Annotated in this window: 13 protein-coding genes; 9 read left to right on the top strand and 4 right to left on the bottom strand. The window is 43.8% G+C overall.

Annotated elements, in window-relative coordinates; all coding sequences use genetic code 11:
- The first annotated feature begins 124 nt into the window (after window positions 1-124).
- The 3 genes from Q0895_RS06805 to Q0895_RS06795 all read left to right on the top strand — a co-directional run bounded on the left by Q0895_RS06805 (window position 125) and on the right by Q0895_RS06795 (window position 6,850).
- Complete coding sequence (locus Q0895_RS06805; protein WP_299186881.1) at window positions 125-3,034, top strand: acyl-CoA dehydrogenase; 2,910 nt, start codon at window positions 125-127, stop codon at window positions 3,032-3,034.
- Window positions 3,035-3,348: 314 nt separating this feature from the next.
- Entirely contained in the window at window positions 3,349-5,178 is a 1,830-nt protein-coding gene (locus Q0895_RS06800; RefSeq protein ID WP_299186878.1) for an amidohydrolase, read from the top strand.
- A gap of 295 nt (window positions 5,179-5,473) precedes the next feature.
- Window positions 5,474-6,850: a dicarboxylate/amino acid:cation symporter gene (locus tag Q0895_RS06795; protein WP_299186876.1), complete on the top strand. Its 1,377-nt coding sequence runs from the start codon at window positions 5,474-5,476 to the stop codon at window positions 6,848-6,850.
- Window positions 6,851-7,003: 153 nt separating this feature from the next.
- Here Q0895_RS06795 and Q0895_RS06790 read toward each other — a convergent pair whose 3' ends face one another.
- On the bottom strand, window positions 7,004-7,759 hold the full coding sequence (locus Q0895_RS06790; protein WP_299186873.1) for a TSUP family transporter: 756 nt from the start codon (window positions 7,757-7,759) through the stop codon (window positions 7,004-7,006).
- Between the two features lie 627 nt (window positions 7,760-8,386).
- Between Q0895_RS06790 and nhaA the strand changes: the two genes are divergently transcribed.
- Both nhaA and Q0895_RS06780 read left to right on the top strand, forming a co-directional pair.
- Window positions 8,387-9,586: a Na+/H+ antiporter NhaA gene (nhaA, locus tag Q0895_RS06785; RefSeq protein WP_299186870.1), complete on the top strand. Its 1,200-nt coding sequence runs from the start codon at window positions 8,387-8,389 to the stop codon at window positions 9,584-9,586.
- A gap of 143 nt (window positions 9,587-9,729) precedes the next feature.
- The gene (locus tag Q0895_RS06780) at window positions 9,730-11,085 is read left to right on the top strand and encodes an oxygenase MpaB family protein (RefSeq protein ID WP_299186867.1); all 1,356 of its coding nucleotides are present in this window, start codon (window positions 9,730-9,732) and stop codon (window positions 11,083-11,085) included.
- Window positions 11,086-11,319: 234 nt separating this feature from the next.
- Here the strand turns inward: Q0895_RS06780 and Q0895_RS06775 are convergent, their stop codons facing one another.
- Window positions 11,320-12,057, bottom strand: coding sequence for a CoA pyrophosphatase (locus Q0895_RS06775; RefSeq protein WP_058369500.1), 738 nt, complete (start codon window positions 12,055-12,057; stop codon window positions 11,320-11,322).
- Window positions 12,058-12,188: 131 nt separating this feature from the next.
- Here Q0895_RS06775 and Q0895_RS06770 point away from each other — a divergent pair, with 131 nt between their 5' ends.
- Together Q0895_RS06770 and Q0895_RS06765 are read left to right on the top strand one after the other, a co-directional pair.
- Window positions 12,189-12,704: an HPP family protein gene (locus Q0895_RS06770; RefSeq protein ID WP_299186862.1), complete on the top strand. Its 516-nt coding sequence runs from the start codon at window positions 12,189-12,191 to the stop codon at window positions 12,702-12,704.
- 387 nt (window positions 12,705-13,091) lie between these two features.
- Window positions 13,092-13,655 carry an NUDIX hydrolase gene (locus tag Q0895_RS06765; protein WP_299186860.1) on the top strand — a complete coding sequence of 188 codons (564 nt, stop codon included), beginning with the start codon at window positions 13,092-13,094 and terminating at the stop codon, window positions 13,653-13,655.
- Window positions 13,656-13,734: 79 nt separating this feature from the next.
- On the opposite strand, the gene Q0895_RS06760 is transcribed toward Q0895_RS06765, so the two are convergent.
- Window positions 13,735-16,812: an insulinase family protein gene (locus tag Q0895_RS06760; RefSeq protein ID WP_299186857.1), complete on the bottom strand. Its 3,078-nt coding sequence runs from the start codon at window positions 16,810-16,812 to the stop codon at window positions 13,735-13,737.
- Window positions 16,813-17,113: 301 nt separating this feature from the next.
- Here Q0895_RS06760 and Q0895_RS06755 point away from each other — a divergent pair, with 301 nt between their 5' ends.
- A complete protein-coding gene (locus tag Q0895_RS06755) occupies window positions 17,114-17,575 on the top strand; it encodes a universal stress protein (protein ID WP_299186855.1) in 462 nt (153 codons plus the stop codon).
- Window positions 17,576-17,742: 167 nt separating this feature from the next.
- Window positions 17,743-18,210, top strand: coding sequence for a universal stress protein (locus Q0895_RS06750; RefSeq protein ID WP_299186853.1), 468 nt, complete (start codon window positions 17,743-17,745; stop codon window positions 18,208-18,210).
- Window positions 18,211-18,311: 101 nt separating this feature from the next.
- Here Q0895_RS06750 and Q0895_RS06745 read toward each other — a convergent pair whose 3' ends face one another.
- Window positions 18,312-19,253 (bottom strand): LysR substrate-binding domain-containing protein, encoded by a 942-nt coding sequence (locus Q0895_RS06745; RefSeq protein ID WP_299186850.1) that lies wholly within the window; start codon window positions 19,251-19,253, stop codon window positions 18,312-18,314.
- Between the last annotated feature and the right edge of the window lie 106 nt (window positions 19,254-19,359).

The following is a 19,359-nucleotide window of genomic DNA, read 5'->3' as shown; positions in this document are numbered from 1 at the left end:
AAGGATAAAAAATAGGCTCAAAGACGATATGTATGAGGGTTGACTCACTATCGGCTCTGATTACTAATACCATCTAATTTTGTATTTCTCGATTTCTCACCCACGTTTTGCCAAGGAGACAGTCATGGCGATTGGCTTATTTATTTTAGCAGTAATCATTCAGTTAGCCGTTATCTTGGCCATATTTTTACTGTCTTTATCTCGTGTCACTGGTAGTATCGTTGCCATAATCACTGTCATAGTTACTGCGTTTATCAGTCCGTGGTCACTCATATTGGGTGTTCCAATAGCGCTTTTGTGTTTGATGTTGTTGATTGCCCCCATACGCCAAGCTCTTATTACGAGGCCTGTCTATAAGGCTCTAAGTGGTGCCATGCCAAGTATGAGTGATACTGAACGTGAAGCGCTCGATGCTGGTACTAGCTGGTGGGAAAAAGAGCTGTTTATGGGTGCACCAAACTGGGATACCTTTGCCAACTACCCTTATCCTGAATTGTCTGAACGCGAACAAAGCTTCATTGATAATGAAGTTGAGACGCTATGTGCCATGCTTGATGAATGGGAGATTACTCAAGATTGTAAAGACTTAACGCCGCAAGCCTGGCAGTTTATTAAAGCCAATGGCTTTTTAGGATTGATTATTCCTGAAGAGTATGGCGGGTTGGCGTTCAGCTCGTACGCCCAAAGTCGCGTGATGAGTAAAATCGCTTCGCGCTCTTCAACAGCTGCGGTTAGCTGCATGGTGCCAAACTCGCTCGGTCCAGGCGAGCTTTTGATGCACTATGGTACAGATGAGCAAAAACAACGCTGGTTGCCTGGACTGGCCATAGGCGAAGAAGTGCCTTGCTTTGGCTTGACGGGGCCTGAGGCTGGTTCTGATGCTGGCGCTATCCCTGATACAGGTGTGGTGTGTTATGGCACCCATAAAGGTGAGCACATGCTCGGTCTGCGTATGAACTTTTCTAAACGCTGGATTACGCTTGCTCCTATCGCAACCGTCGTGGGTTTAGCATTTAAAATGCACGATCCAGAAGGGTTGCTCGGTGATCCTAACAAGACTGATTATGGCATCACTTGTGCCTTAGTACCTGCAGATCATGAAGGCGTTATCGTGGGTCCACGTCATTATCCAAGTGGCTCGCCATTTATGAATGGTACGGTTGATGGTACAGATGTCTTCATTCCACTAGATTATATTATCGGCGGCGTCGAAAATGCTGGTCGCGGTTGGCGTATGCTCATGGAGTGCCTCGGGGTTGGACGCGGTATCTCTTTACCAGCGCTTTCAACGTCAGCAAGCGGGATGAGTTACTTGTCGGTGAGTGCTTTTGCAAAGGTACGCGAACAGTTCAAAATATCGGTTGGTAAATTCGAAGGCGTCCAAGATGCCACCAGTCGTATGGCTAGTAATACCTATATGCTAGAGGCATTTCGTCACCTTGTCACTTGCGGTCTTAACCAAGGTGGTACGCCATCGGTGATGACGGCAATGGCAAAATACTATGCAACCGAAACCATGCGTGAAGTCGTCAATGATGGCATGGATGTCGTTGGTGGTCGTGCCATTCAAATGGGTCCGCGTAACTTCTTAGCTCCCCTTTATCAATCTATTCCGGTCTCTATTACGGTTGAGGGTGCAAACATTCTGACACGCTCGCTCATGATTTTTGGTCAAGGTGCTATGCGTTGTCATCCTTATCTGTTCGATGAGTTGCAATTATTGCAAAGTGAAGATAAAAAAGATGCGCTAAAGCAGTTTGATAACCTGTTCTTTAAGCATTTAGGTTACACCTTTAACCGCGGGGCAAAAGCCTTTGTCGCAGGCTACGTCGGCGGTAGTAGTGACGCGCCAAGCTTTGCAGACAGTTTTACTCGTCCTTATTACAAACATATCAACCGCTTGAGCGCTGGTTTCGCCCTTACTGCCGATATGGCGCTAGGTCTACTCGCTGGAGACTTGAAGCGTAAAGAGATGTTGTCGGGACGCTTGGCTGATATTCATGGTCATCTATTTATTGCCACCGCTATCTTGCAGTTTTATGAGCATGGTAGTAAGTCAGAAGCAGAGCGCTTACACGCAGAGGTCGCCCTACAAAATAGCCTATATACTATTCAAGAAGCCTTTGTTGCATTTTTTGCCAACTTCCCTAATCGGATGGCGGCCAATGTGGTTAGCTTTGTGACATTCCCAAGTGGACGTATCTTTACGCCCGCTAGTGATGAGCTCAAAACCAAACTGGGTGATATCTTTATGGATGACCATGAAGCCAACCCATTTCGTGATTATCTCAAAACAATGGTGTACTACAATACTGATCCTGATGATGTTACTGGACGTATGGAACACGCTTATCAGACGCTGCTCGAAGTTGAGCCACTATGGCAAAAGTTCAAAAAAGCAGAACATAACGATAGCTTTGAGGGCTTAACCTTTGAAGATCACGTAGTCCATGCTAGCCAAAGTGGTGTTATTACTGAAAGTGAGGCTGAGCAATTAATTAAATACAACGCACTACGTTTTGATTCTCTGCTTACCGACGTACTTGATGAACATCTTTTACATGTACAAGAGCGCTTTAACCCTCATAGTTTAGAGAATGCCGTGCACCAGCTGACGGATTATGCTGAGCTCAAAAGCGCTGCCCAATCTAATAATGGTGTACCAGTCAGAGATACTTCAACCAAAGATACTGAGCCTACTGGCGATGACAATCCGGCTCACGGTTATGAGTCGGATGGCGATGTCAAAATGGCGGATGAACAAAGTACAGCCGAAAATCTCAACGCACAAACTGACTTCGATGAGGCCCATCCTGAAGCTGAAGCACTTGATCATCGTAGTCGTGACGCTGAATCAACACTTAGCGAACGCATGAGTTATAACCATAGTAGCAGTGTTGATACTCAATCAGACACAGATGATGGCCAGCTAAATGACCACAATGGGCATGATAGCAGCGAGGGAGAAAACATCTCTACGCAAGGCGCTAAATGGCAAGACGGTCTACGTCGTGAAGAAGACGATAAGGCGTGATTAATGTCTTTTAAGCAGTTGAACGAGTTTTAAAAGTTCTTTATCGGTTGTTTTTTAGTTTTTTATAATATCAAAAGCAAGATTGTCACATTATGGCAATCTTGCTTTTTTTTGGTCTGTACCATTAGCAAATGCCTATATGATAAAAAAATATTTATATGATAAGACAGTCATATCAGATAGATAGCAACCAAAGCAGAGCAAAACGCTTTGTTTTTACATTGTAAAATTTATTAGTATATTTTAATAGGAGCATCTTTCAATTAAGAGGTTGTGATAAATTAAAATTTTTAATCGACAGTAAAGGACTTCTGATGATAAAAAATATCATTTTGCTTATTGGTGCAACGAGCGTCTTAACCGCCTGTGCAGTACAGAACCCACCATCAAGCGTAAGCACCCCTAAAACGTTAGTGGCAGATATGATCGTCACCAATGCAAAAGTAGCCGTAATGGATGATAAGAGAAGTACTGCCGAAGCGATTGCGGTAAAAGACGGTAAAGTATTACGGACAGGCAGCGATGAAGACATCCTACGTCTTCGTAGCAAGGACACTCAAGCCATCGATGCCAATGGTAAAACGTTGATACCAGGACTTAATGACTCGCATCTGCATGTGACCCGCGGAGGCCGTTTTTATAATACTGAGCTGCGCTGGGATGGTGTCAAGTCTCTAAAAGAAGCCTTACGAATGTTAAAAGAGCAAGCTGATAGAACGCCTGAAGGTCAGTGGGTGCGCGTGATTGGCGGTTGGTCGCCGCATCAGTTTGAAGAAAAGCGCATGCCAACTATTGAAGAGATTAATGAGGCAACGGGTGATACTCCTACCTTTGTATTGTACTTATACAGCCGCGGCTGGCTGAATGAAGCAGGTCTCAAAGCCTTAGATATAGATGAAAACACTAAGCCGCCCAATGATCAAAGCCGTTACGAGAAAGATGAAAACGGTAAGCTGACAGGCGTACTCTTAGCCGAACCTAATGCCATGATTTTATATAAAGTGATTGGTGCTTTGCCAGCCCTATCTAAAGAAGAGATGATCAACTCGACCAAGCACTTCAACCATGAGCTCAACCGTTTTGGTCTCACCAGCGCGATTGATGCAGGCGGCGGTGGCCATACGTTCCCAGAAGACTATGAAGCGTCTAAGGCACTAGCAACCAGTGGTGACTCATCACTACGCATTTCCTACTATTTATTCCCGCAAAAAGCAGGAGAGGAGCGCGCTGCCTTTGAAAAATGGATGGCGAACAACGAAGCTTCTATCAATGAAGACACCGCTCTAGAGCACGGTTATGAGCTAAAAGGCGGCGGTGAATATATGACGTGGGCAGCTGGCGACTTCGAGAACTTCCTCGCACCAAAGCCGCTCATCAAAAACAACGAAGGCTGGCGCGCGCAGACTAAAGAAATCATTCAAATGCATGTGAATGAAGGCTGGCCATTTAGACAGCATTCAACCTATGGTGAAAACACCAAGCTCATCGTCGACTTAGTAGATGAAATTGACCGTGAAAACAACGGCAAAATCCGTAACGATATGCGCTGGGCGATCGATCATGCAGAGACCATAAACGATGAGACGCTCAAAGAAATCAAACGCTTAAATGGTGGAATCTCTGTTCAAAACCGGATGTCTTATGCTGGTGAGTATTTCGTTGATCGTTATGGCAAAGAAGCGGCTAGTACTGCCCCGCCCTTTAAAAAGATTTCTGATATGGGTATTCCGCTCGGTGCAGGGACAGATGGTACGCGAGTCTCAAGCTATAATCCTTGGATTGCTTTATATTGGCTAAGCACAGGTAAGACAGTCGGTGGCACCCAGCTCTATAGCAAAGACAATGTGCTATCTAGAGCCGATGCTTTACAAGTGTATACCAAAGGCAGTGCATGGTTTTCCAATGAAGAAAAAGTAAAAGGAACGCTAGAGCCTGGCATGTATGCCGACTTTGTCTTGTTATCTGATGACTACTTCAGCGTCCCTGAAGAAAAAATCAAAGGAATCGAATCTGTATTAACAGTTGTGGGTGGTCAGCCAGTATATGGTGCTGAGGAATACAAAAAGTTTGATCCCAAACTGCCAGCTATTATCCCAAGCTGGTCGCCGGTGAAGTACTATGGCGGTTTTCAAAACGCAAAGTAGCTAAAAAATTGGTTTCCCTAAAGAAAACAAAATGTTTAGAATAAATAACGGCTATTCTTCGGGCACATAGCTTTTGTAAGCTGTCATGTCGATCGTTAAATATGACTTAAATGAGAAAAAAATCTTGCAGTGCCCCTAACAATTCTTTTATATTGTCCCCCGAAACGCGAGACTAAAAAGAATTTAGGCGTAACAAGGCTCTTAAGGTGATTGATAATGCTGACTATGATATTAGTCATACTGATTTGATTACCAATACTATTGCCGAAAGTTACGTATACCAAGGATATAAGTTATGTGGAAAAATATGGGACTGACGGGCAAGATTATTGTTGCCATGGTACTCGGTATTATACTGGGTTTATTTTTGAATTATTCCGGACTTAATGGTGAAGGCAGCTTTGTTAATACCTATGTAACGAATGGATTTTTTGCCATTATCGGTAAGCTGTTCGTTAACTCACTAAAAATGCTGGTTGTACCTTTAGTATTAATCTCACTTATTTGCGGTGTTTGCGGTATCGGTGATATTCGCTTACTTGGCCGTATTGGTACCAAGACTTTTCTCATTTATATGATGACGACAGCCTTAGCGATTGCGACTGCGATTGGACTTGGTATTTTATTTGGCATCGGTAAAGGGATGGATATCGAAACCGAAGCAGCATTTGAAGCCAAATCTGCGCCGCCACTACTTGATGTATTCTCCAACATTATCCCATCCAACCCTATCAGCGCGATGGCAAATGGGGATATGTTGTCTATTATTTTCTTTGCCATTTTGATTGGTATTAGTATTTTGATGGTCGGTAAGCCTGCCAAAGGCTTAGTGCAAAGTTTAGAGCTCATCAATGAAGTCATCTTAAAGATGGTGACTATCATCATGAACCTAGCTCCTTATGGTGTATTTGCGCTTTTGACGAAGGCAATGGCTGAGCTTGGTTTGGATCTTATTTGGTCATTACTCGGTTATGTCGCTGTACTGGTCGGCTCACTGGCTTTCCATTTCTTTATTACGATGATGATCGTACTCAAGCTATTCTCAGGTTTATCAATCAAGACCTTTTTAGCCAAGATGCGCGAGGTACAGATTTTTGCATTTAGTACGTCAAGCTCGAACGCCACCATTCCTATTACCTTGCGTACAGTAACCAAGCGTATGGGCGTCAATAACTCAGTTGCATCGTTTACTGTGCCTTTTGGGGCGACCATCAACATGGATGGTACCGCTATCATGCAAGGTACTGCGACCATTTTTATTGCCAATATTTATGGGATTGATTTGGGCATTACCGAATATCTGACGGTTATCTTGATGTCAGTATTGGCCTCTGTCGGCACAGCAGGTGTACCAGGCGTAGGTCTAATCATGTTATCGATGGTATTTGCACAGGTAGGCTTACCTATTGAAGGTATTGGTCTTATCTTAGGTGTGGATCGTATCTTGGACATGTTGCGTACAGCAGTGAACGTCGGCGGTGATGCAGCGGTGACCACGATTGTGGCAAAGTCAGAAAATAAAATGGATGTTGCCATCTACAACGACCCTTATGCTGGTGCAAAAGATGTATTTGATGGTCATATTGATGAAGACAACGAGCGTGAATTCTCGCAAGTCTTTAGCGATGGCTTAATGGGTAGTGAGTACGATGATGTCGATCGTCGCAAGTAGCTACGCATACAAGTAACTCTTCATAACAGTAGGACAGCTTAATATTATAAAACGTTAAAAACCCCAGACTGATTAGTTTGGGGTTTTTTATATCTTGGTTTTTGTAGCTGTTTTATAGTATCTGTAGAGCATTAGCGGTTATTTACTATCAGCCTAACCAAACACATATTTAGTCAACATTGCCAAGCATACCAACACAATCACTGGGCGAATCAGCTTACTACCGCCTTTGACTACCATATGCGAGCCAAAATAGGCGCCTATTGTTTGACCAACCATCATTGCCAGCCCCACTTTCCAAAGCACATTGCCACCCAAAATAAAAAATATCAGCGAGCCAATATTGGTAGATAAGTTCAATACTTTAGCAGCTCCAGTCGCTTCAATAATCTGTCGACCACGCAAAGCCACATTACCAAGTGCAAAGAACATACCTGTACCTGGCCCTATGTAACCATCATAAAACCCAATCAATGGCGCCATGACTTTTTGCCACTTACCCTCTGAGATGCGCGGCGCAGCTTCTACTTCACCAAGTCTAGGCGCAAACAAGGTATAAATACCGATAGCCGCAATCAAAAATGGAATCAGTTTTTCTAGAAGATCAGGCGGGGACAATTGCACAGCAATAGTACCAATGACTGAACCAATAAAAGCTGCAATAATGGCGATCTTTATACGTTGAGGTTTGACCACTCCTTTTTTAACCATGGTAATGGAGGCTGCAAGTGCGCCCGAGGCAGCCTGTAACTTATTGGTGCCTAAGGTGAGTACTGGGGGTATATTGGCCAGTAACATTGCTGGTATGGTAAGCAGTCCACCACCACCTGCGATAGCATCGATAAAACCAGCGAGCGCTGCTACCGCAGTGAGCATCAAAATAATTTCTAGGGTTAAAGATACGTCCATAGAGATGGCCTTGTTATAAAATTCTCATAAAAACAGCCAAAAACACTAGACCGCCAGTCAAGCGGCCTTTAATATCAATATAAATATTAAAATAGTGGATAGGTTGAAGAGTGGGTTGAAAAGCGACTTATTATAAAGTTAAAACGATAAAAAGACCAAAGGCGCAGCAAAGCCTATTGGATTTGTCACGATTATATGTTTGGTTAACGGTAGGCACTATTTTATAAGCACTATTTGTCTATAAGCACTATCTGTCTGTAAACACTATCATGTTATAACTTTATAATTTATGATAACGCTCGCAAATCTGTCTAAGACAACTACATCTTATGTATAACGGTTGTCAGTATCTATCACAAAACATAGAATACTTTTTAGTAATGAAAAAACATCAAAAAAGAAGATAGACTTAAGGTATTTATTAGGTCGTAATAGCGTTATCAATCTTATTATCGTTTTTATATCGCCTATCATAATATGATGCGATAAACTGATATATATTGTTTAACGCATTTTATTGTTTATATTGATGAAATTATGAGAAACTAAAGCGAGCTATCAGCGGTATTGTAAAGCTGTCAGATAGACGTTTACGTTTATAGTATGTATTTAACAAATGAGGATGATATGGCAATACAAAAAGTTAGGGCATTTTTTAACCTCGATGCTTCAGGTGGTATTGTATTAGCTTTGGCGGCTATCGCAGCTATGATTGTCGCCAATAGTCCTCTCAATGTTTGGTACGAATCCTTTATTCACGCACCTGTTGCTATTCAAATAGGCGATTTTGGAATTGCCAAAGACGCTCATCATTGGATAAATGATGGTTTGATGGCAGTTTTCTTTTTTTTAGTTGGGCTTGAGCTCAAACGCGAAGTGCTTATTGGCGAGTTGTCCAATGTTAAACAGATTATCCTACCAGCTGGAGCCGCAATAGGCGGCATGATTGTGCCAGCTATTGTGTATCTACTTTTTAATTACAATGAACCTGAGTTTTGGAAAGGCTGGGCTATTCCAGCTGCAACCGATATTGCCTTTGCTCTTGGTATCTTAAGTCTGCTTGGTAACCGCGTACCTAACTCCTTAAAAGTATTTTTAGTATCTATTGCTATTTTTGATGATATCGGCGCTATTTTAATCATTGCTTTATTTTATACAAGCGAGTTATCGTTAAGCTCACTAGCCGTCGCAGGCTTGTGTCTGCCCTTTTTATATTTACTTAATCGCCGAAATATTACTAGTCTCACGCCCTATTTACTTATTGGCGTTATTATGTGGATAGCCGTACTCAAATCTGGTATTCATGCAACGCTAGCAGGCGTTGTTTTAGCGTTATTCATTCCATTGTTTGACCGTACGGACCCTGAACATTCGCCGCTTGAGGAGCTTGAACACGATCTACAAAACACCGTATCCTATGGTATTTTGCCATTATTTGCGTTTGCCAACTCGGGCATCTCGCTTAAAGGCGCAGGGTTTGATGAGCTATTCCATTCAGTACCCCTTGGTATCGCCGCAGGACTGTTTATCGGTAAGCAAGTAGGTGTCATGGTCATGTGCTGGCTCATCTTTAAACTTGGTATATCGACGATGCCAAGAGGCATGGATTATAAGCAGATTTATGGTGCAGCCTTATTATGCGGCGTTGGCTTTACGATGAGTTTGTTTATCGGTGGTCTGGCATTTGCAGGCGATACCTCATTATTTGATGAGCGTTTAGGTATTATTATGGGCTCGATCGTATCTGGTGTTGCCGGTTATATCATGCTCAAATTAAGCTTAAAAGACAGCGTTAGCGGTACATCAGTAGATTTAACACGCCATTGATATTTAAGCCAACGGTTTAGATACCATCAGCACGACTATGAGTCTTCTGTTATAAAGAAAGACTCATTAGGCGCCAACGGTTTATGACGGCTGTTATGGCCACTGATTACCATTAGCAGCCGTCATGATGGTACATTATAATTATGAAACCCAAAAACTCCTCTATAAGTGACTCTACTACGCCTAGTGATCCGCTAGTATCAGACAAAGCATCTGTACAGAGCTATCAACGTCATGGGCGTACTACTACGATTACAGATCATAGTGATTTACAAGTTCTGCGCCGTATCAGACGTTACCTGCTACCTAAAGACTTTACTGTCTCACAAAATCTATTAGACGAGATGGTAGCAGGCTACGACATTGGGGACCCACTAGCAGATGCCTTAGCAACTGACGGTGTGCGTTTTGCAAAACCTTTACAAAAACTCATCATCGATGACCAGCCAAACGTCAATCTTGCAACCAACCCTTCATTTAGCTTGTTAACCGAGCAATTTAGTAGCCATCCTGATTGGTTTGATCCCAAGCTTGCACAGATTGGGGCAGTCGCCTATCGCCGTTATCCGCTAATGCTCATCTGGCTACTGCGTAATGTTGCGCTTATGGCAGGCTATAGTATCCCTGCTCTCTCCTTACCGCTCATCCAGACTGGCGCTTTGATGCACGATGCATTGCCACGCTTAATGCGTACCTATGCTTATATACTGGCTGTATCTGAACATCCGCAACTAGATTCTAGCGCGCGCAATAACCGCAAGCCTATTGATCAGGTCTTGGCGATTGGATCTGAGGGCTGGCGACAGTCTATCAACGTCCGCCAAATTCATACCTTGGTACGGCAAAACTTACTCAAAGGCAAAGGCAACGCGGCCAAAGGTGTTATACCAAATGCCGATCAGCATCATAATCCGGATGGTACTTGGAATACGGCCTATTGGGGCATTCCCATCAATCAGACAGACATGATCGCTACCCATTTGCAATTTTCGTTATTGATTATGCGCGGACTGCAGTTATTGGGAGCACGTATTAGCAAAGAAGAAGCCGAAGGCATCTTGCATCTGTGGAATCTTGCCAGTTATTGGATGGGCGTTGACTTACAGCGCTTACCGAAGGATGAATCTGCGTGCTGGGAGTGGCTGTATACCTATTTATCTATTCAACAGCTTGACTTTAAGATGGGTCGGCCACTTGCCAAAGCTTTGCACGACTTGCCACGTCAGTTAATGGGCGAGGACAATCGACGTGGACGCTTCGTCGAAATGGTGAATGCCAGTGTGACACGCACCTTAGTCGGTGATGATATCGGCGATGGACTAGATCTGCCCAAATCAAAGATACGTTTCGGGGTGTTGTCCTCAGTACCTATTTTGTTTGCGCTTGATACAGCCCGCCAGCACAATAGTAGCATTGCTGACAAGCTTGAGCAGTTTCGCGCTAAGCGTCAGGATAATATGAACTGGTGGCTAAAGAAAAACGATGATTATTATCAATAAAAAGTGCCAGCTGACAAACAACAAATAAGTAAAATTTGTACCAATCACGCATCATGGAGCCTTGTAACCACTTTATTTAATATCGATTATAGGTCGCGAATATTATTAGTAGTAAATAGAATATCTAAAAGCATTATCAACAAGACGAACAGTAACTATAATAAATCCACAAAAAACCTAAGTAATGCTTTTTTATTAGATAAATATACGTAAGCGCTTATAAGCTGACAACTTTTATAGTCTGCTGTCTTGTATGCGGTAATACCATTCAAGCTGCCGATCAAACCCAGTTTCTAGTAGACTTGCGATGACGCGTCCTGTTAGCCCCCATACTGTCTCACCATCTACTTGCCAGCTGGGCGTAAGCATCGTCGCAACTTGATCTTGCATCGCATACTCTACTGCATATTCTACAGTTGGCTGAGTAAGCAAGGTTTCAAAATCTGCCCAAAAGATGCGTGATATCTCTCCCATCTCAGGCACCAATACTAAACCTGGAGTAATGAGCGCCACGATTGGACGCACACTCATGCCGCTTTTAGAGGTTTGAATAGGTAATTGACCCAGTAGCTGCACTTTATTTGGTGGTAACGCCGTCTCCTCGCAAGCTTCACGTAAGGCTGTGACAACATTGTTGCCGTCACCTACTTCATACTTACCACCAGCACAGGAGACCTCCCCTGCATGACTATTCATATGGGCGGCGCGACGTGTCAGTAATAGCTTAGGATGGCGCTCATGAGTAATGGCCACCAATATCGACGCATCGGCGATTGGCGTTTGGTATAGACTGTCCAAAATACGAGCACTGCGGGAGGTATTGTAAGAATGATATACCGCTGGGCTGGTGACAGCATTTAAAGTCTCATGCTGTACTCGCTCAGCCAATGTTCTGAGCGTAGGATGACGAATAAACGTGGGGACAGCGACTGACAGTTTATCGAATTGTGCAGACTGCGAAGGTATTAACATTATAATCGGCCTATATCTTTATCATGGTTAAGTATCAATCAGTCAGGTTTTCTATAAAAAATCTCAAAAAGAAGAAGACTTATCGTAAATCAAGTCACTAAATTTATCAGTATAGTATTTAGGAAGCGCTAGTGAATAAGATTTTTTCGTTGAATAAAATGCAAGGCAGAATCGATGATTGCCCGCAAAGACTGCCCTTAGTTATCATTGGACTGGCTTGGCTGGGCGGTACATTAGCAACCGCCGCCTTGGCATTGATTGGCAATTGGCAAAATGTTGCTATGATTTTGGGCTCATTTGGTGCCAGCTGTTTGCTTATTTTTGCTTATCCAGAAAGCCCATTCGCTCAGCCAAGAAACATTGTTGGTGGTCATTTTATTACCACTTTTACGGGACTATCATTTATGACGATATTTGGTATTGAGTGGTGGAGCTTGGCACTCGCTGTCGGTACTGCCATTGCACTTATGCTATTGTTTCGGGTACCGCATCCGCCTGCAGGCTCAAATCCACTAATTGTCATGCTTGGCGGTGTCAAATGGCATTTTTTGGTCACCCCAACACTGGTAGGCGCGCTCGCCTTGGTCGTCGTTGCCCTCATTTATAACAATATCGGTAGAGACAGGCATTATCCAAGATATTGGTAGTGTTGCTAGGTCATGCTAAGCCATATCGTTCTTTGTAGCTTAGATTAGCGCAGTCTGCTCATCACTACCCCACTTTTACGTGACTGGCTATTCTTTATAAAGTCAGTCATATCTTATATGGGTAAATAACTAACGTAATATCTGAGTCATGTTTGCTCTATTGCGGATAAATGACGTGTTCATGTTACCATTATTCAGCATAGCCTTATTTTATGCTATCTTAAAACAACGTACTTAAGGCAACGTTTAAGCTTAAAATAGTGTTTAGACCTAAAGTCATACCCTTTGGCTATACTTATAAAAGCTACAAGCACTATGTCGATAAAAATATCCTAAAAATCAGCAACTTTTACCACTTTTTTATTTCATCAAAATAAGGCAGTTGATATGCGCTATTGTCTAGCATGTGGTCATGAAGCAGAACGCAAGATACCAGCTACTGATAATGTACCGCGTCTGGTATGCCCAAACTGTGGCTACATTCACTACGAAAACCCAAAGGTAATTTGTGGCTCTTTGGTAGTACACAAAGACAGAGTACTGCTATGTCGCCGTGCTATCGAGCCTCAATATGGCTTGTGGACCATACCAGCAGGCTTTATGGAAAATGGTGAAACCATGGCTGAAGGTGCCGCAAGAGAAAGCTTTGAAGAAGCCGACGCCGTTGTCCTTAATCCTCATTTGTACTGTATTTATGACATTCCAGATATTGGCCAAATCTACAGTATTTATTTGACTAATCTAAAGGATGGTGCTTACGGTATTGGTTCTGAAAGCTTGGACTGTGCTTTGTTTAGTGAAGAAGACATTCCATGGGACAATATTGCTTTTGAGGCAGTACGCCGTACATTGACCAGCTATTTTGCAGATCGTAAGCAGTTCGATGATTTGTCTGACTTTCCTATTCATCAAGACCTTATTGGTAAAGATCAAAGTATCAAGCGCTATTAAATCAGAGGCGAGATAACAAAAGCCAAGCATTACGCTTGGCTTTTTGTATACTACTTACTATCTTTTAGCCTCTACTGCTCTAGCTTTTAATTTTACAAACTTTAAAGCCCAAATCTTTGACACTGTCTTCTTTATCGTAGGGCGCTAGTACCGCACGTACATGCTGTTGTCCTTGCAGGTATTGCTTGGCTACGCGCTGTAAATCCTCGACCGTCACTGCCAAAATCGCGGCACGCATCTTACGTTGCCAGTCTGCACTACGCTGATGGAGATCAGCAAAACAAGCTTTAATCGCTTCACCCGCTGGAGAGCCTGGCTTGTCCATACCTGAGATAATTCCTAGGATAGCTTCTTCTAGCTGTTCAGCCGTTTGTGGCTCGTTTAGCAACCACTCAATACTGGCGTCAAAGTGCGCAAAAGTTTCGGCACAATGCGGATCGCGATAGCTAAAGAACTTAAATGCGCAAGCATTGGCATCGTAGCCAGCACCGCCACCATAAGCACCGCCGCGCTCGCGAATAGCACTATGCAAGTACCCATTACGCAAGTAAGGTGCTAATACCATAAGCGCTGCAGTATCTGGATGATCTGCCGCTGGTACGCTATACGCGCTAGCATTATGGTAGACATTGGTCGGTACTAGCCATGCTAAATCTTCAACATCAGCAGTAGTACCGCTTTCTATCGCTCCCGTAGGGTCTTGTTCGCCATTTAATGCTGGATCAAGTTGCAAGTCTGCAAACTCGCTTGGGATATTATCTTCAATACCAGCATCAGAACTTTTCAACTTTTCAGCCAGCTCTGGAGCACGGCTGTCTTTCCAGCTATCGACAATCAAGTTGCTTAAGCGTTCGGTTTGCTCCGCTTCACAAACGATAACGGCATGTTTGGGTAAGCTAATCAAACGCTGATGCAAGTCCATCAAGCTGCTTGCCAACTTGTCCCACTGCGCCTCATCCGTACTTGCCTGCGTCAAAAACGCTTTCAGCGCATTGAGTGCTGGCAGGCCACTACGCACATATTCTAGCTGCGCTTGGCGACTCATACCACGACTGGCAGTTTGCATGGCATAAGCGTGGCCCGATCCTGCAAGGTTCGATTGCCAGCTGGCTTGACGCTGCTGCAAGATTTCTTTGATACGGTCATGCTCGGTAAAGACGCTATGCTCCATGACTTCTTTGAGCAGCTCAATCGCTTCAGGCTTACGGTTTAGCGCACGCGTTGCTACGACAAAATAGCTACTGATAGATTGGCCATCATCAATACTGGTACGTTGGCTAATACGCGCTGTCACGCCTGATGAATGCGCAGCTTGCTTAGCTTGCAGCTCATGAGCACTCAAGGAGTCCGTACCCAGCTCAGACAGTAAACTTAAATAAATGGGCAGCAGTGGATGATTAATCACTTCATTGACGGGTAGCTCATCACGGTTATGCTCACCGATCGCATCAGTCAACGGCACAATGACTTGATAATAATATAAGCCATTGGTACCTGCTTCATACTCAAACAAGGTGCTGTCTTGCCCGCTTAAACGCACAGGCTTTTGTGTGCCTTGCTTAAAGCTGATATCCGCTGGTACGTCTTCTAGGCCAACTTTTGGCAAGAGGCTGACATCATCAGGTGCAGTTTGACGCGCTGCTAGATCAAGCGCTTGCTTGTGCAAGATATCTTTATCATCAGCGGTCAAATCCATGGCGATGGTATCAAGACGGGTCTGCTCAGCTGCTGCCAGACGGGCTGATTTTTCACTATCTGGCGTTAGTGTCACGCGGACACGATGCTGGTTATCGAGTAAATGCTGTTTAATTAAATTAGGCAGCCACTGCTTATCTTTTACCTGTTCACGTAACCACTGTAGATGCTCATCGACCTCCCAGACATCAATAGGATTGCCATCATGAATGGCGGTGCTAAAGCCTTCTAACATCAAATTTAGACCGTAAGGAATGCTATCACCGCCGATATGGCGCTGATCGATCTCGATTTGGTGCAAGATAGTTTCAATGGTTTCATCATCGATTGGTTTACTCGCAACTTCAGTCAGCAAATCAATAATACCCTGCTCTACCGCTTCGGCATGCTCAGGGTTTGAACCACGTAGACCGGTATAAAAAACCATCTCGTAATGACTGTCATCGAGCCCTAATAATGGACTTGGTGCCTTGCCCAGTGGATGACTGTCGAGATACGCACGTAATGGCGAACCTGAGTGCTCAACCAACACGCCTTCTAATAAGCGCAGAGCCAAACGCTGCTTGGGATCGGTAATCGATGGCAGTAACCATGCCACCACGTGATGGGTCTGATCAGGACCGGCCTCGTCAGCGGTATAAGTATCAACCGCGCTAATCGGTGCAGACAGGCGCTGCTCTGGGCGTGACACATGCTTTTTACCTGCTTCAAATTGGCTCAAAGCATCGTCATGGATTTTCGCTTGGGTCTCAGCTACTGGAATATTACCAAAGCTCATAATCACGCTGTTTGATGGGTGATAATGACTGCGGTGAAACTCAACCAGTTCAGGATGCGTCAAGTCTGGGATATCAGCAGGATCGCCGCCTGAATTATAATGATACGTCGTCGTTGGGAACAAATGATGCGCGACCGTATGATATAACTGGTCAATCTCGCCACTCATCGCGCCCTTCATCTCATTAAAGACGATGCCCTTAAACTGCGGCTTATCATTTTCGTCAAGCTCAACACGGATACCTTCTTGGGCAAAATCAAGCGGATGAATATTGGGGAAAAACGACGCATCAAGATAGACTGCAAGCAAGTTAAAGTAATCGTTTTTATTTTGGGTGGCGTACGGATACGCTGTCCAATCAGCAGCGGTCATCGCATTCATAAACGTATTTAATGAGCGCTTAATCATCGAAAAGAACGGATCACGTACCGGGAACTTCTCAGAGCCACATAAGGCCACATGCTCTAAGATATGCGCTTCACCTTTTGAATCCATAGGCTGGGTGCGAAAACCCACCAAAAACGCATTTTCGTCACTTGGATGCGCTAAATGATAATGCATCGCGCCAGTTTTGATGTGCTGACTGATCAGCACATCCATTGATAGTGCTTCAACATGGCGATGCTCAATCAGCTCAAACGCTGGATGCAACGTTAAGTCAGCGGTAAACGGTGTGTCAGTCATAGTTGTCCTTATAGCTTATAGTATAATGTAGATAGCGCCCCATTGAGCTGGGTAAATAAGAGAGTCTAACCTCAAAACTGTGCCAAATATCTTTAAAATTTAGTGATCAAATATGGGTTATCAGCGAATTATTTAAAAATTGACTTAGCGCTTATAGATGGGGCTTTAGCATTGATAAGTCAAGTCCATAAACGCTAAACCCTCATTGACGTAACAATACCACAATCAAAATATGGCTTTGACCCTTAACAAAGATAGTCAGCACTGCTAATATTAAGATATCCATTAATAGGAGCACACTATGAGCTACCAACATATTTTATTGGTTACCGACTTGCTATCTGATGCCGATATAGTCGCCCAAAGAGCCAAACGTATCCTTGCAGGCTCTCCTGAAGCTAAATTGTCAGTACTCCATATTGTTGAGGACGATATGGTACGTTTCGGTTATGAGTTGGTGCCAGCGTCTAGCCTGTCAGGTGATGTCGATGGTGAGCACTGGCAAAAAGCACGAACCAAGCTTGCGCTCTTTCTTGAACGTAATAACTTACAAGCGGTCAACTCTGAGGTGACTGCTGCCATCTCCAACGATAAAGGTATCGTCAATTACTGTCATGAAAAAAACGTTGATTTGCTGATTATCGGACGTCATGAGCGTCATGGAATCGCTGCATGGTTGGTTGGAGCAACGGCAGATAACATCTTGCCTAACGCTCCGTGCGATAGCTTGGTGGTCAAGCTTGATCAACCAGTGCTTGAGTGAGACTAGCATAGTCATGCGGCCATTTGTTAAGCGGTTGCAGCTGATTAAATGCTGTTAAATTGTATGCATTATTAGTTTGAGTGATGCCTTTAAAGAGCAAAATCTACTACTTAACAGCAGTCACTAGTAGTGCTATAGTTAAGACTACTTGCTACGAGGAGACCCTCATGAGTTACCAACATATTTTACTAGTCACTGACTTATTAGCCGATGCCGATATAGTGGCTCAAAAAGCCAAACGCATCGTTGATAATCGTCCTGGCTCCAAGCTATCGGTATTGCACATCGTCAAAGATACCATGGTCGGCTTCGGTTATGAATTGGTACCTGCCTCAAGCCTATATGATGAGATTGATGATGAGCGCTGCCAAGAAGCGCGGGCAAAACTAGCCCAGTTTTTAGAGCGCAACAAATTAAATGCGGTAAATTCTCAAGTAACGACGGCCATCTCTAATAGCGAAGGTATCGTCAATTATTGCCATAAAAATGATGTTGATCTGCTGGTTATCGGTCGTCATGAGCGCCATGGTATTGCAGCATGGCTCAGCGGCGCAACTGCAGATAATATTTTGCCAAACGTACCCTGTGACAGTTTGGTCGTCAGGCTTGATAAGCCAGTATCAAAACGTAGCTAATGAAGCTAACGCAGATACTGCTTGTTAGCTCATTAATAAATAAAAAAGCGCACTGTGGCTACTTGTCTACGCTGCGCTTTTTTAATGATTACACTGTATCTCTAATTACCTTGTTCTTGGATGATATCTATAAAAGTCTGCCAGATTGGGCTTTGATGACGGGCCTTGTGCCAGACCAACCACCATGTCCGTGACAGATCAATGCCTGCCACCTTTACTTGTACCAGCTTTTGCGCTACCAACTCGGCCTCAATCACATGCTGCGATAGGCAACCAAGCCCAATATCAGCATTGACCATATTTTTAATCGCCTCTGACTGCTGAATCGCCATAACGACTTCGGCATCTGGCAGATACTTAAGTAATTGTTCATCGATAATCTGCCGCGTACCCGAACCTGCTTCACGTACCAATAATGGTAATTTCGCTAGCTGTTCTATAGTCAACTTATAACAATGCTCATCTTCACTATACTCAGCCCAATCGGTTAGCCATTTACTGTTACTTTTCGCAAATATGACTAGAGTATCTGTACGCCATTCTCGCTGCTCAATGACCTTTATATCTGTTGGACGCGGCATACCTTCGACTAAAGCAATATCAATATTTAACTGCTCAACCTCACTGACGACCTCTTGGGTGTTAGCAATATACATATCGACATTGGCCTCTGGCAGCGCTTTATACAGCCGAGCTAGCAGCGGTGGCAATACATAATTGCCAATAGTCGTACTTGCACCAACGTGAATCTGCCCTGCTTGATACTTATGATAATGCTCAAGCGTTAATGACTGCCCTAAGATTGCTTGTGCTTGTACATAAACAGGATGAGCATTTGGATGCTGATTAAGCCTGCGCCCTACTCGCTCAAATAAAGGCATTTGTAGGCGCGCCTCTAGTTCGGTCAATGCACTACTGACTGCCGACTGTGATAGATGCAGCGCTTCGCTGGCAAGGCTAGTACTACCCGTCTGATAAATACTGACAAATACGGCCAATTGCTTAAGGGTAATCTTCGGTAGCGTCTGCATTGGTTTTTTCATGGTTGAACGATACCCTACATCAATTATTTAAGGGGCTGTAGTAGATAAGCACTATGCTAGACTACTTTTATGAAGATAACCCGTTGTAAACTAAGTAAAAAAGTAC

Origin of the sequence: uncultured Psychrobacter sp. (assembly GCF_947495825.1) — a bacterium.
Lineage (GTDB): Bacteria > Pseudomonadota > Gammaproteobacteria > Pseudomonadales > Moraxellaceae > Psychrobacter.
This window is presented reverse-complemented; position numbering and strand designations above follow the sequence as displayed.

Bases quoted from the DNA above. Each gene is read 5' to 3' on its own strand.
- Q0895_RS06805 (WP_299186881.1), top strand. From the start codon at position 125: ATGGCGATTGGCTTATTTATTTTAGCAGTAATCATTCAGTTAGCCGTT.
- Q0895_RS06800 (WP_299186878.1), top strand. From the start codon at position 3,349: ATGATAAAAAATATCATTTTGCTTATTGGTGCAACGAGCGTCTTAACC.
- Q0895_RS06795 (WP_299186876.1), top strand. From the start codon at position 5,474: ATGTGGAAAAATATGGGACTGACGGGCAAGATTATTGTTGCCATGGTA.
- Q0895_RS06790 (WP_299186873.1), bottom strand. From the start codon at position 7,759: ATGGACGTATCTTTAACCCTAGAAATTATTTTGATGCTCACTGCGGTA.
- nhaA (WP_299186870.1), top strand. From the start codon at position 8,387: ATGGCAATACAAAAAGTTAGGGCATTTTTTAACCTCGATGCTTCAGGT.
- Q0895_RS06780 (WP_299186867.1), top strand. From the start codon at position 9,730: ATGAAACCCAAAAACTCCTCTATAAGTGACTCTACTACGCCTAGTGAT.
- Q0895_RS06775 (WP_058369500.1), bottom strand. From the start codon at position 12,057: ATGTTAATACCTTCGCAGTCTGCACAATTCGATAAACTGTCAGTCGCT.
- Q0895_RS06765 (WP_299186860.1), top strand. From the start codon at position 13,092: ATGCGCTATTGTCTAGCATGTGGTCATGAAGCAGAACGCAAGATACCA.
- Q0895_RS06760 (WP_299186857.1), bottom strand. From the start codon at position 16,812: ATGACTGACACACCGTTTACCGCTGACTTAACGTTGCATCCAGCGTTT.
- Q0895_RS06755 (WP_299186855.1), top strand. From the start codon at position 17,114: ATGAGCTACCAACATATTTTATTGGTTACCGACTTGCTATCTGATGCC.
- Q0895_RS06750 (WP_299186853.1), top strand. From the start codon at position 17,743: ATGAGTTACCAACATATTTTACTAGTCACTGACTTATTAGCCGATGCC.
- Q0895_RS06745 (WP_299186850.1), bottom strand. From the start codon at position 19,253: ATGAAAAAACCAATGCAGACGCTACCGAAGATTACCCTTAAGCAATTG.